We start from the raw sequence: 13,423 nt of genomic DNA, 5'->3' as shown, positions 1-13,423 counted from the left end.
CGGTGCGGGCACGGCCCGAGCGCACCTGCCCCGAATATGGAAAAGGCCAGATACTACGCAGACATGAGGCCTCGACAAAATGCTTTGTGGTTATATGTTTAGATGCGGCGGTACGATTATCTGAATTATCATGGCGTAGCATTTCCAGCCCATACCACTTCCATACCAATAACAGCAATAACAGGAATGACGATGTATACATCGATGGCGGGGTCGACCAGCAGGGAAGCGCGGCAGCGGGAGAGGGCATTATTTGTCGGTCGCATACTGGTCGGCGCCGGGCAGGGCATTCTGCTCTATTCGCTCTATCGCGCGGCACAGGAACATACCGCGCTGGCGCGCGATTACATATTCGCCCCGATGTTGCTCGCCGCGCTGCTGATGCCACCCGTGGCAATTCTCGGATTTTCGCAGCTGCGCGCGGCCCGGCTGGTGTTCTGGTGCGTGGCGCTGGCAGCCGTGGTGGCCATGCTCGGTTATCACGATGCCTGGCGCCATATCGACCCGGCTGGCCTGGGGGTGGCACGCGCGCGTTATCCGTCCGCGCATATCGGCATGGTGGGGGCGGTCATCATGTTCATCGCCTATGCGCTGGTGGTGGCCGCGGATACTGCGGGCACCTACCTGGCGCCCTATCCCGCCTATTTCCGCATCAGCTGGAAGCTCGGCATCCAGGGCAACCTCGGCGTGCTGTTTGCCGGTGTGCTGTATCTCGTGCTGTGGATCGGCGCGGAACTGTTCCAGCTGCTTGGGCTGAGGTTTCTCGAAAGCCTGCTGCAGCAGGCCTGGTTCAACATTCCGGTGCTGGCCATGGCGTTCGCGGCGGGCCTGCATATCACCGACGTGCGCGACGAGTTCGTGCGCGGCGTGCGCACGCTGGTGCTGACGCTGCTGTCGTGGGTATTGCCGCTGCTGGTGATCCTGCTGCTAGCGTTTCTTGCCACGCTGGCCGTCAAGGGGCTGGCACCGCTATGGGCCACGCGTTCGGCGGCCACATTATTGCTCGGCGCTGCCGCGCTACTGGTAATCCTGATCAACGCGGTGTACAAGAGCGGGCTGGCCGAGGGGCCGGTGCCGCGCGTGCTGCGCCTGGCCACGGCGGCTGCCTGCCTGATCCTGGTGCCGCTGGTGGCGATTGCCGCCTACGCGCTGGCGCTGCGCATCCAGCAGTACGGCCTGACCGAGCGCCGCGTGCTGACGATGGCAGCGTTGCTGGTGGCCGCGTGCTATGCGGTGGGATATCCGTGGGCGGCGCTCGAACGCAATGCCGGCATGATGCGCATCGCCTCGACCAATGTGCTGGCCGCCTGCGTGACGGTGCTGGTGCTGGTGGCGCTGTTCACACCGCTGGCCGATCCCGCGCGGCTGGCGGTGCACAGTCAGGTGGCGCGCCTGCAGTCCGGGCGCGTGGCGCCGGACCGGTTCGACTTCGAGTACCTGCGCAGCGGCGCCGGGCGCTATGGCCGCGAGGCGCTGGCTGCGCTGCGCACGCAGGCCGAGGGGCCCAATGCCGTGGCCATCCGGCAGTTGGCCAACCAGGCGGGGCAGCAGCGGCCGGCGCCGGAGCTGCCGGGACCGGAGGCCATCGCGCACCTGATCGACCAGCGCACGCCCGATCGACCCGTGCCGGCCTCGTTCTTTGCCAATGCGTGGGGCGATGGTACGCAGCGGCGCACGCTACCCGGTTGCCTGGGGGCGCGCACCACGCGCTGCGATGCCTTTGTCGTCGACTTCATTCCCGCACGCAGCCCCAACGTCGTGCTGATGGAGCATCGCGCGACCACCGCGCATGTGTTTGCCCAGGACGCCGCGGGCGTCTGGCAGCTGGCGGCGCGCTTCCACTATCGCCCCGAATGCGGCGATGGCATTCGCGACGGGCTCGCGCGCGGCACCTATGCGCCGGTGCCGCAGGCGTTGCCGCAGATCGAGGTGGGCGGGCAGGTGGTGCGGCTGCTGCCGTCCGATGCCGCGCTGCCGACGTGTCCGATGACGCCGGCCGCCGCTGGCGCCGCGACGGTACTGGCGCCGGCCCCGGCCCCGGCTTCGGCGCCGGTCGCGGCACCGGACCCAACGCTGGCTCCGGTACCCGCCACGCCCGCCGGCCCAAATGCAACCCCGAACGCAACCCCGAACGCAACACCCCATGCAGCGGGCAGGTAACCACCACGCGCGCGCAACCGGGATACTGGAGATCACCGCATGAACCAGGCAGGAAAAGTGGCACTGGTCACGGGCGCCGCCCGTGGCATCGGCAAGGCCGTGGCACAGGCGATGCTTGGCGCTGGGTATCGCGTGGTCTTTGCCGGCCGCACGGCGGCCTCGCTCGAGGCGCTCGTGGCACAGGCCAGGGCCGACGGCCACGATGCGCTCGCCGTCCAGTGCGATGTCAGCGACGCTGCATCGGTCGAGCACCTGTTCGCGCGCATTCGCGACGCCTATGGCAGGCTCGACGTGCTGTTCAACAACGCCGGCGTCAATGCGCCCGGTATCCCGATCGACGAGCTATCCGTCGCGCAATGGAAGGCGGTGGTCGACACCAATCTGACCGGCTCGTTCCTGTGCGCCCGCGCAGCGTTCGCGCTGATGAAGACGCAGGACCCGCGCGGCGGCCGCATCATCAACAATGGCTCGATCTCGGCGCATGCGCCGCGACCCAACACCGCCCCGTACACCGCCACCAAGCATGCGATCACCGGCCTGACCAAGAGCCTGTCGCTCGATGGCCGCGCCTATGACATTGCCTGCGGGCAGATCGATATTGGCAACGCCGGCACCGACATGGCCTCGCGCATGGCGCGCGGCGTGCCGCAGGCGGATGGGGAGATCCGTCCGGAGCCGCTGATCGACGTGGCGCATGTCGCCAATGCGGTGCTCCATATGGCCAGCCTGCCGCTCGAGGCCAATGTGCAGTTCATGACCGTAATGGCCACCAAGATGCCGTTCGTGGGCCGCGGCTGAGCGCGGCACCCCGCCGCACGCCATGGCATGGCACGGCACGCCATGGCAGGGTGGTCGCCTAGTAGCGGCCGCGCACGCGGCGCCAGACGTCGTCGAAGACGGGTACCGCCGCCAGCAGGAACACCAGCAGCGCGAGCGGTATGGTCGAGACAAAACCGATGTGCTTGAAGCCGAGCGCACCAGCCACCCCGCCCAGGAAGAACATCGCCAGCAGCGACGACAGCAGCCGCAACCGCGCGCGGTTGGCTACCACCTTGTCGCCGTGTATCGCCACGTTCCAGTAGAACAGCTTGCCGAGCTCGATGCCGAGGTCGGTCACGATGCCGGTGATATGGGTGGTGCGGATTTCCGCGCGCGACACCTTGGTCACCACGGCATTCTGCAGGCCCATGATGAAGCAGAGGATCGCGACGGTTGCCGGCACGAACATCCAGTTGTGACCGATAAACGCGTGGCCGAGCAGGCCAAAGCAGAGCAGCAGGATCGATTCGACCATCAACGGTGCCGCGAATTCGCTCTGCAGGCCCTGGCGGCGCGCCCAGTTGACCATGACCGCGCTGCACGACGCGCCGGCCAGAAAGCAGAAGACGGCACCGAACCCGGCGCCGACCGCCATGACCTCGCCCACGGCCAGTTCATCGGCGATATGGGACACGATGCCGGTCATGTGCGACGTATATTGCTGGACCGCGAGGAAGCCGCCCGCGTTGGTCGCCCCCGCCACGAAGGCCAGCGACAGGCCCAGATGCTGGTTGGCGGCCGTGGAGCGCTCGCGGCTGGTAAGCCTGCGCAGGTAGTGAATCGGCATGATGGTCCTCTGATGCCCGCTTGATTCTCCACTCCATGGCTTCCATGTCGACTCTCAGGCGAGATCCCGGCGAGGTCCAGGCGGGCCTGGACGCCCGCGCAAAGCCACGATAGCGAAAGCAACGAAAGCAACGAAAGCAGCGAAAGCAGATACTGACTTCATTGTGCGCGCCGCACGATGGCGCGCGGCGATTTTCCCATGCGCGCCCGTGCGGCTGTTGTATGGCGGCGACGAGGGCTGGCGCTGGCAAGATGGCATTTTGACGGAACCATGTAAAGATGGCGCCGATTTTGCCGATGTGAAACGGTATGTCGCGATAGATCCCTCGCTTGCGCTCCCGCTATGAAATCGTTGCTCTCCCCGCATGGCCGCATGACACGCCGCGCCTTCTGGCTCGCCAGCCTGGCGTTCTGGGCGCTGTATTTCGTGCTGTTGTGGGCGGCCACTTCGGCTGTGCACGGCATGCTCGATGCCGCCGTGGCCGAGCGTGCGTGTCATCTGGTGGAGCTCGCGTTTGCCGTGGTGGCGGTCGTCTTCTTCGGCGTGACCGGTACGCGCCGCCTGCACGACCGCGGTGCCACCGGGGCGCGCTGGTTCTGGCTGCTGGTGCCGCTGATCGGGCCGCTCGCGCTCTTCTACGTGATGGCGCTGCGCCGTGGCTCGCCCGACCCCAACCGCTTTGGCCCGGATCCCGCCCGGCCCAAGCTGGGCTACCTCGTGATCCGGTGAGGACGATCGCAGCGAGGCTCGTCTCCCGTCCGGCGCGCGCGGTGGTCGCGGGAACGCTGCTGGGCATCGTGCCGGCCCTGGCGCCCTGGCATGCCGGCGGCGCCGAGTCCAGGGCGTCGACGGCGGCGACCACCATGTCCACCACTGCGTCCACCACGGCATCCACCACGATGTCGGCCACCGCCACGCCAGCCGCATACCGGCGCCCGGCCGAGGCCACCTGGCTGGCGCTGCCGGACTGGTACCTGGCCGCGGACTCGCAAGAATACGCGCGCTTCATCGCGGTGCAGTCGCCCGCCGAATTTCCGTACTTTCCCGCCATCGGCCAGTTCTGGTCGAGCTTCCGCACCGCTGCGCAAGTGCCCGACCATGCCACCCATCGTGCGGCCACGCTGCTGGTGGGCACCGGCAAGACGGTGGAGTACGTGGCCAAGGCCGCGTACGAGACCACCGTCGGACGCCTGACCGCCGCCACCTGCAGCCATGGCACCACCGACGAAGATCGCTTCGCGATGCAGGTGGCGCGGGAATATGGCGACTTCGTGCGCGGCGCGCCGTGGTATGGCTTCGACTATGCGGGACGCCTGCAGGCGCTGTGGCGCGACACCGACTGGCTCGGTGACGACATGCTGCGCAAGTGGGAGCGCCGGCTCGTGCTGAGCCTCGAATATGGCATCAAGGGCGCGGCCGGCTGGACCGCGCGCCAGGTCGTGCGGATGCGGCCGCAGGCAAATGCGGCGCGCGACGGCGCCGCCGCGATCCAGACCGCAACCGGGACCGCAACCGAAACCGCCATTGTGCTCGACAAGCTGCCGGCACCAGGCGCGGACCTGGGCTTCCTGAAAGGCGTCAGCCGCCTGGCGAACGGCAACGTGCTGGTGCCGCGCCAGGACCGCGCGGCGATCACCGCGTTGGCCACCGCCGGGGCAAACTTCGCCGAGATCGCCGGCAATCGCGCCGAAGTCGTGCTGAGCGTGCTGGCGCCGCGCGCATGGCAGCCCGCGGACGACAAGGTAACCGTAATGGTCGAGGCACCGGTGCCGGTCGCGCCGGAGACCAAGCGCGTCGCGCTCTCGACATCGGTGGCCAACCTCGCGCCGACCTTGCGCACGCTCGATGCGCATGCGGTCGCGGTCGAGCGCGTCTTCGACTACTAGCGGCCTGGTGTCTTAGTGACGGGTGGGCGGCGGCACGCCGTCGCCCGCGAGCCGGGCGCCGGTCCCGCCCGCGCCCATGAACGCGGCCGCATCGGCGGCGGTCATGCCACGGCTGTCGCGCGCGTCGGGATTGGCGCCATGCGCAATCAGCAGGTCGACGATCTCGGTGCGGTTGAACATGGCGGCGGTCATCAGCGCGGTGCGCCCATCGGGCGAGGCGCCCTCGACGTCGGCGCCATGGGCGAGCAGCACCTCGATGACCTCGCGGAAGCCCTTGAACGCGGCGCCGGCGAGCGGCGTCTGGCCGGCATCGTTGCGCAGGTCGGGATTGGCGCCACGCGCGAGCAGCGCGCGCACCACGTCCACATGTCCGTAGTAGCTCGCCAGCATCACCAGACTGTCGCCCTTCTCGTTGCGCAGGTTCGGCGGCAGCCCACGTTCGAGCAGCGCCATCAAGGTCTGCGCATCCCCGCTGCGCGCCAGCGCGAATACCTCGCGCATTTTCTCCAGCATGCGCGCGTCGTCGTCGTCCTGGGTTTGCGGTGCGTGGTCCATGAGGGTTTCCTGTCAGTCCTGCGGTCTCCCGGTCGCGCGATCTTGCCATCGTGCGGTCGGTCTTGCGGTACCGCGCCCCCGCCGGGCGGGCGCGCGGTGTACCAGGCGCAAGGCAGCGGGGAGCGCTGCCTTCGTCCGTCTTACTTGCGGCTCTGGGCGTCGAGCTTCTCGATCGCGGCTGCGACGCCAGCACCGTAGGCCGGATCGGCCTGCGTGCAGTGCTTGATGTGCAGGTCCTTGATCGGGCGCGAGACACCGGCCATCGCGCGCGCCGTGTTGTCGAACAGGCGTTGCTGCGCGTCCTTCGGCATCAGGCGGAACAGGTCGCCGGCCTGCGAGAAGTAGTCGTCGTCCACGCGATGGTTCCAGTGGTCGGCGGCGCCTTCCAGCGTCAGCGGCGGCTCGCGGAAGTCCGGCTGCTCCTGCCATTCGCCACGCGTGTTCGGCTCGTAGCCAATGCGGCCGCCGAAGTTGCCATCCACACGCATCACGCCGTCGCGATGGTAGAAGTTCACGTGCTTTGCCGCGCGCGGGGCGTTCACCGGGATCTGGAAGTGATTGACGGTCAGGCGATAGCGCGCCGCATCGCCGTACGAGAACAGCCGGCCTTGCAGCATCTTGTCCGGCGAGAAGCCGATGCCCGGCACGATGGTCGACGGCGCGAACGACGATTGCTCGACGTCGGCGAAGAAGTTCTCCGGATTGCGGTTCAGTTCCATCACGCCGACCTCGATCAGCGGATAGTCCTTGTGCGGCCACACCTTGGTCAGGTCGAACGGGTTGATGTGGTACTTGCCGGCGTCGCTTTCCGGCATGATCTGCACCTTGAGCGTCCAGCGCGGGAATTCGCGGCGCTCGATGGCCTCGAACAGGTCGCGATGGCTCGACTCGCGGTCCCGGCCGACCAGTTCGGCGGCTTCCTGGTCGGTCAGGTTCTCGATGCCTTGCTGCGAGACAAAGTGGAATTTCACCCAGAAGCGCTCCTGCTGCGCGCTGATGAAGCTATAGGTGTGGCTGCCAAAACCGTGCATATGGCGGAACGAACGCGGAATGCCGCGATCGCCCATCACGTACGTCACCTGGTGGAACGACTCGGGCGACTGCGTCCACCAGTCCCAGTTGCTCTCGGCGCTGCGCAGGCCGGTGCGGGGATCGCGCTTGACCACGTGGTTCAGGTCCGGGAACTTGAGCGGGTCCTTGATGAAGAAGACCGGCGTGTTGTTGCCGACCAGATCCCAGTTGCCTTCCTCGGTGTAGAACTTCACGGCAAAGCCGCGGATATCGCGTTCCGCGTCGGCGGCGCCACGCTCGCCAGCAACGGTCGAGAAGCGCGCGAACAGTTCGGTCTTCTTGCCCACCTCGGAGAACAGCTTCGCGCGCGTGTAACGCGTGATGTCGTTGGTCACCGTGAACGTGCCGAAGGCGCCCGAGCCCTTGGCGTGCATGCGGCGCTCGGGAATCACCTCGCGGTCGAAGTGCGCCATCTTCTCGAGGAACCAGACGTCCTGGAGCAACGCGGGACCGTTCGGGCCGGCGGTCTGGATATTCTGGTTATCGGGTACGGGTGCGCCGAAGGCAGTGGTTAATTTACTCATGACGTTTTCCTTGATGCGTGGCATGCCATCGGTGAGCCATGCCTGTCTTTGTGGAGGCTCCGCGGATGCTGCCCGCGGCGGTTACCGGTGTGTAGCTCCCCGGCGAGAGTTCGTGTGAACTATGGCAGATCAGATGCGGCAAGTCATATCGAATTGCTTTATTGTTTCGATAGGAGATTGCGTCAGTGTTTCTGCTCGACGATCGATTATGGCGAACGTTTCCATATTCGCACGGTGTCATCGCGTTGAGTGTCCGAATTCGTCAGAGCGTGTCCTGAATTGTCAATATATGCGGGAGGTCGGCGCGCGCGCGCCGCGATCGCGGACACCGGGACGGAAACGTCGGGTTTCCGTCCCGGCAACGTGACTGCGTGCTTCAGGGCGCAGGCAGATCACCGATAGAATAGGCGTCACGATCTGATAGCCCTAGCGGAAGCCGCAGCATGGACCCCATCTCATTCGAGTTCGTAAGCGTCGAGGAAGCCAGGCGGATCCTGGACGGTGACCCGCCCGCGCAGGCCGAGCTCGACTGGTCCGGGCTGCGTGACCCGCAGACGCTGGTGCCGCAGAAGCTGGCGGCGCCCGCGCTCAGGTGGCTGCGCGAACTCCCGCCCGAGGCCAGGCCGCTGGAACTGTTCCATGCCTACCCGCGCATCGGTAACCAGGTTGCGGTGCTGGCGGGCAACGAGGCGGCGCTGCTGGCGTACCTGGCCGACCTGCTGATCGACCGGCGCGGCGACCGCCAGGGCTTCCCGGGCGGCATCGCGCAGGAGCTGTCGCGGCTGCACGCCTATCTGACCGGAACCCTGCTGCCGCCGCAGGCGTAGCTGCGCCACCCCGGGGTCGAATTGCCCGCGCGTCGGGCTTATTCCTGCCCGGCGGCGGTAAAGTGATAGCGCCCCTTGCCCTGGGCCTTGGCCATGTAGAGCGCGCGGTCGGCCATATTGAGGATGGCGTCCGCGCTATGCCCCTCGGGGCGGACATGGGCAATCCCGATGCTGACCCCAAGCCGGACATGGAGTCCGCCCGAGAGCGCGTAGGGCGCGCTGATCTCGCGCAGCAACTGCTGTGCCAGCGCCTGCACGCTGTCGCGGCTTTCGTTGCGCAGCATGATCACGAATTCGTCCCCACCGATCCGGTAGACCTGGCCACGGCCGGGCACCGCGTCGCGCAGGCGTTCGCCCACCCGCACCAGCAGTTCGTCGCCACAGCCGTGGCCGTACGAGTCGTTGATCGGCTTGAAACCGTCAAGATCGAGGTAAAGCAGTGTCAGGAAGCGTCCGGCCGCCATGCGCGCGGCGCTGGCCTCGCGAATCTCCGCGATCAGGCTCGCGCGGTTCAGCAGGCCGGTCAGCGAGTCGTGGCGCGCACGATGGGCGTTCTCGCGCTCGGAGCGCATGGTCGCCACCACCATCGCATTCATGCGGAATGACGCGCTCGACATGCTCATGACGTAGACCGGCAACTGCAGCAGGGTCAGCAGGAACAGCGGTTCGCCGGCGACCAGCGCGCCCACGCAGGTGGGGCCCAGGCTGAACAGGATCATCAGCGTGGTCATGCGCGGCGCGCCGTAGTTGCGGAAACAGATGCCGCCGCACATCGCCGCCGCCGACAGACAGGCCATGGCCGCGGACAGCCAGTCGCCCTGCGTCACGCACAGGTAGGTCCCACCGCCGACGCTGCCGGCCCATGCCAGCGCCAGCAGGATATGCACATCGGTGGGCGTTGCCTGCCGCGCCAGGCCGGCGCGGCGTGCCATCGTCATGACGACGATACGGGCCAGGCAGATGGCGATCTCGGCCCCCAGCCACACATAGAACGGCATGGTGCGCAGGTGCAGCGAGATCACGAGCGCCACCAGCACGGTGTTCAGCATGCCGCCATAGAAGATGGACAGCGTGCCAAACAGACTGCCGACCAGCGCTTCCCGGATTTCCGGCGTGACGTCGCGCCCCGGATCCGCGATCCAGCGCGTCAGGCGCCAGCGCGGGGAGGAATAGACCCGGGGCGACAGGAACATGGGCGAGTACGGTTGCGTCATTTGCCGGCATTCTGCCAGAGCGTGACGAAAAAGCCCGTGGCCTGAAGTGGGGTATCGCGATCGGGGAGGGGTGGCCGGAAGGGTCGCACGAAGGGTGGTACGAAGGGTGGCAGGAAGGGTGGCAGGAAGGGTGGCAGGAAGGGGCAGCCGGCGGAGGCAGCCGGCGGGGGCGTCGGTCGGCCGGGGCACGCCGCACCGCGCCACGTGTCGGCGCGACACCGACAGCCGGACGCCGACAGCCACGGTAGGATGGAACGCCTTTTGCCAGCGGGCCGGCCCGTGCCTTGCCCGCCCTCCCTGCCCCCCTCTCCAAGATCGCAATGATCGGTATGCGACAGACCTCGTTTCATCGTTTCCTGATCGGCACGATCGTCGTGCCGGTCGCACTGGCGGTCGTCTTCTTCGCTGACGCACTGACCCCGCTGGGCGTGGCGGCGTGGCTGTTCTACCTCGTGCCGGTCTGCCTGACCCTGTTCGCGGACAGTCCGCGCCTGCCGCTGCTGACGGCGGCGGGCACCTCCGTACTGCTGATCGCCGGCTACTTCCTGTCGTCGTCGGGCGTGTCGCCCGTGATGGCCCTGACCAATCGCGGGGTCGGCTTCGTGATCGTGTGGTTCCTGGCGCTGGTGGTGTACCGCTACACCACCTCGCGGATGGCGGTGCAGCGCAATGTGTGGGTGCATCAGGCGCAGGTCCGGGTGCTCCAGGCCGTGCGCAACCCGCAGTCGGCCGGCAATATGGGCGATGCGCTCGTGCGCGCGCTCGCGCAGACGCTCGACGCGCAGGTGGGCGTGGTCTACCGCTGCGAGGGCAACCAGCTGCGGCGCCTGGCCGGTTGGGCACTGGCCGACGCCAGCCGCGCGCCCGAGGTGCTGGCGGCCGGCGAGACGCTCGCCGGCCAGGCGGCGGCCGAATGCCGCGTGATCGCGGTGGGTGGATTGCCGGCCGATTATCTGCCGGTGGCTTCCGCGCTGGGCCGCACCGGACCCAGCGAGATCGTGGCCGCGCCGCTGACCGCCGAAGGCGAGGCCATCGGCGTGGTCGAGCTCGGCTTTACGTCGCGGCAGCACGAAACCGCCGACGTGGTGGAGTTGCTCGAGCGCATCGGCGAATCGGTCGGCATGATGCTGCGCGCCGCGGTTTATCGCAGCCGGCTGGAGCAGTTGCTGGGCGAGACCCAACGCCAGAGCGAGGTGCTGCAGGTCCAGCAGGAGGAATTGCGGGTCTCCAACGAGGAGCTCGAAGAGCGCGGCCGCGCGCTGATGGAGTCGCAGGCCCGGCTCGAGGCGCAGCAGGCCGAGCTGGAGCAGACCAATGTCCAGCTGGAGGAACACACGCAGCGCCTGGAAGCGCAGAAGCGCGAGATGCTGACGTTCCAGGCCGAGCTGGCTGCCAATGCGCGCGCGCTGGAGCGCTCCAACCAGTACAAGAGCGAGTTCCTGGCCAACATGTCGCACGAGTTGCGCACACCGCTCAACAGCGCGCTGATCCTGGCCAAGCTACTGCAGGAAAACCGCGAGGGCACGCTGACCGAGGAGCAGGTGCGCTATGCGGCGACGATTCATTCGGCCAATACCGACCTGCTGAATCTGATCAACGATATCCTCGACCTGTCCAAGATCGAGGCCGGACACCTGACGATCGAGCCGGAAGCGGTCGACCTGGCCGCCTTTGCGCAAACGCTGGAGCAGATGTTCCGTCCGGTGGCCGAGCAGAAGCGCCTGGCGCTGCGTGTGGAGTTCCTGCCGGGCCTGCCCGAGCGCATCGTCACCGACAGCCAGCGCCTGCAACAGGTGCTCAAGAACCTGCTCTCCAACGCGTTCAAGTTCACCGACGAGGGTGGCGTGACACTGGCGCTGGCGGCGCAGGGGGACGACGCGCTGCGCTTCGAGGTACGCGATACCGGTATCGGCATTCCGCGCGACAAGCAACAGGTCATTTTCGAAGCTTTCCAGCAGGGCGATGGCACCACCAGCCGGCGCTATGGCGGCACCGGCCTGGGCCTGTCGATCTCGCGCGAGCTGGCGCGCCTGCTCGGGGGTGCCATTGCCGTGGCGAGCGAGCCCGGACAGGGCAGCGTGTTCTCGCTGACTGTGCCGCGCACGCTGGTGGCTGACCTCGCGACCCAGGCCGGGCTGGTGACCCCGGCGCCGGATCCGGTGCCAGGCCCCGCTCCGGCCCAGTCGCCCGCGCTGGCACCGGTCGCTTCGGCCGCGTCGTTCCCGACCTCCACGTCGTCGACGGCATCTGCGTTGCGTTCGATGGCAGCGGCCGCCGCCGCGCCCCCCGCGCCCCCCGCGGCGTCGAATGCGCAGGTGTGGCCCGAGCCGATCGCCGACGACCGCGCGCAACGGTCGCGCGGCAACCGCCTGATCCTCGTGGTCGAGGACGATATCGCCTTTGCCGGCATTCTCTACACGCTGGCGCACGAACTCGATTTCGACTGCATCCACGCCACCACCTCGAGCCAGGGGCTGGAACTCGCGCGCGAGCACCAGCCGTGCGGCATCCTGCTCGACGTGGCATTGCCCGACCAGTCGGGGCTGACGCTGCTCGACTGGCTCAAGCACGATCCCGCCACGCGTCATATCCCGACCCACCTGATCTCGGTCAGCGACCACGCCGAGGCCGCGCTGCATCGGGGCGCGGTTGGCTACACCTTCAAGCCGAGCGGACGCGAGCAACTGGCCGAGGCGATCCGCGGGCTCGAGGCGCGCATGGCGCAGGGCGTGCGGCGCGTGCTCGTGATCGAGGACGATGCCACCCTGCGCGAAAGCATCCGCGCGTTGCTGCGCTCGCTCGAAGTGGAGATCGAGACCGCCGGCACGGTGGCACAGGCGCGCGCGGCGCTCGCGCAGCAGCGCTTCGACTGCGTGGTCATGGACATGGTGCTGCCGGACGGGACCGGCCACGACCTGCTGGCCGGCATGGCTGCCGACGAGGCCCATGCCATGCCGCCGGTGATCGTCTATACGGGGCGCCAGCTGTCCGCCGAGGACGAGCAGCGCCTGCGTCGCCATTCCAAGTCCATCATCATCAAGGGGGCGCGCTCGCCCGAGCGCCTGCTCGACGAGGTCACGCTGTTCCTGCATAGCGTCGAGTCGCTGCTGCCGCCCGAGCACCAGCGCATGCTGCGCGCCGCGCGCAGTCGCGACGATGCCTTCGATGGCCGCAAGCTGCTGGTGGTCGAGGACGATGCGCGCAATATCTTTGCGCTGTCGCGCGTGCTGGAGCCGCTCGGCGCCTCGGTGGAAATCGCGCGCAGCGGCCGCGAGGCACTCGATGTGCTGCGCCGGCACGACGATATCGACCTCGTGCTGATGGACATCATGATGCCGGAGATGGATGGCATTACCGCGATGCGGCAGATCCGCCAGATGCCGAACCACGCCCGCCTGCCGATCATCGCGCTGACCGCCAAGGCCATGCCGTCGGACCGCGAGGCGTGCCTGCAGGCCGGTGCCAACGACTACATCGCCAAGCCCATCGACGTAGACAAACTGCTTTCCCTGTGTCGCGTATGGTTGCACGCAAACTGAAAGCGCGCGAGAACGCGCCCGTGACCCCTCCCACAAACGAC

The 13,423-nt window shown here is 67.6% G+C and carries 9 protein-coding genes and 1 pseudogene; 6 read left to right on the top strand and 4 right to left on the bottom strand.

The window, feature by feature from the left end:
- The first annotated feature begins 186 nt into the window (after positions 1 to 186).
- Positions 187 to 2,160, top strand: a complete 1,974-nt coding sequence (locus tag DFLDMN_RS29395) for a DUF4153 domain-containing protein (protein WP_423199265.1) — start codon at positions 187 to 189, stop codon at positions 2,158 to 2,160.
- 39 nt (positions 2,161 to 2,199) lie between these two features.
- On the top strand, positions 2,200 to 2,958 hold the full coding sequence (locus tag DFLDMN_RS29390; protein WP_423199264.1) for an SDR family oxidoreductase: 759 nt from the start codon (positions 2,200 to 2,202) through the stop codon (positions 2,956 to 2,958).
- Between the two features lie 76 nt (positions 2,959 to 3,034).
- Here the strand turns inward: DFLDMN_RS29390 and DFLDMN_RS29385 are convergent.
- Positions 3,035 to 3,766: pseudogene (locus DFLDMN_RS29385) on the bottom strand (YoaK family protein); the annotation flags it as partial.
- Between the two features lie 342 nt (positions 3,767 to 4,108).
- On the opposite strand from DFLDMN_RS29385, the gene DFLDMN_RS29380 reads away from it, so the two are divergent.
- Both DFLDMN_RS29380 and DFLDMN_RS29375 read left to right on the top strand, forming a co-directional pair.
- Positions 4,109 to 4,495: a DUF805 domain-containing protein gene (locus tag DFLDMN_RS29380; RefSeq protein WP_423199263.1), complete on the top strand. Its 387-nt coding sequence runs from the start codon at positions 4,109 to 4,111 to the stop codon at positions 4,493 to 4,495.
- On the top strand, positions 4,492 to 5,652 hold the full coding sequence (locus DFLDMN_RS29375) for a hypothetical protein (protein ID WP_423199262.1): 1,161 nt from the start codon (positions 4,492 to 4,494) through the stop codon (positions 5,650 to 5,652). Before DFLDMN_RS29380 ends, DFLDMN_RS29375 begins: the two co-directional genes overlap by 4 nt.
- Positions 5,653 to 5,664: 12 nt before the next feature.
- On the opposite strand, the gene DFLDMN_RS29370 is transcribed toward DFLDMN_RS29375, so the two are convergent.
- Both DFLDMN_RS29370 and DFLDMN_RS29365 read right to left on the bottom strand, forming a co-directional pair.
- On the bottom strand, positions 5,665 to 6,207 hold the full coding sequence (locus DFLDMN_RS29370; RefSeq protein WP_423199261.1) for an ankyrin repeat domain-containing protein: 543 nt from the start codon (positions 6,205 to 6,207) through the stop codon (positions 5,665 to 5,667).
- Positions 6,208 to 6,347: 140 nt separating this feature from the next.
- Positions 6,348 to 7,802, bottom strand: coding sequence for a catalase (locus DFLDMN_RS29365; protein ID WP_423199260.1), 1,455 nt, complete (start codon positions 7,800 to 7,802; stop codon positions 6,348 to 6,350).
- A 443-nt stretch (positions 7,803 to 8,245) separates the two neighbouring features.
- On the opposite strand from DFLDMN_RS29365, the gene DFLDMN_RS29360 reads away from it, so the two are divergent.
- Positions 8,246 to 8,629, top strand: a complete 384-nt coding sequence (locus DFLDMN_RS29360; protein WP_423199259.1) for a hypothetical protein — start codon at positions 8,246 to 8,248, stop codon at positions 8,627 to 8,629.
- A gap of 38 nt (positions 8,630 to 8,667) precedes the next feature.
- Here DFLDMN_RS29360 and DFLDMN_RS29355 read toward each other — a convergent pair whose 3' ends face one another.
- Positions 8,668 to 9,822: a diguanylate cyclase domain-containing protein gene (locus DFLDMN_RS29355; RefSeq protein ID WP_423200610.1), complete on the bottom strand. Its 1,155-nt coding sequence runs from the start codon at positions 9,820 to 9,822 to the stop codon at positions 8,668 to 8,670.
- A 341-nt stretch (positions 9,823 to 10,163) separates the two neighbouring features.
- Here DFLDMN_RS29355 and DFLDMN_RS29350 point away from each other — a divergent pair, with 341 nt between their 5' ends.
- On the top strand, positions 10,164 to 13,382 hold the full coding sequence (locus DFLDMN_RS29350) for a response regulator (protein ID WP_423199258.1): 3,219 nt from the start codon (positions 10,164 to 10,166) through the stop codon (positions 13,380 to 13,382).
- Positions 13,383 to 13,423 lie beyond the last annotated feature (41 nt).

This window comes from Cupriavidus sp. H19C3 (genome assembly GCF_049393815.1).
Classification (GTDB): Bacteria; Pseudomonadota; Gammaproteobacteria; order Burkholderiales; family Burkholderiaceae; genus Cupriavidus.
Note: the sequence above shows the minus strand (reverse complement) of the source record. Positions and strands in the feature narration are given on the sequence as shown.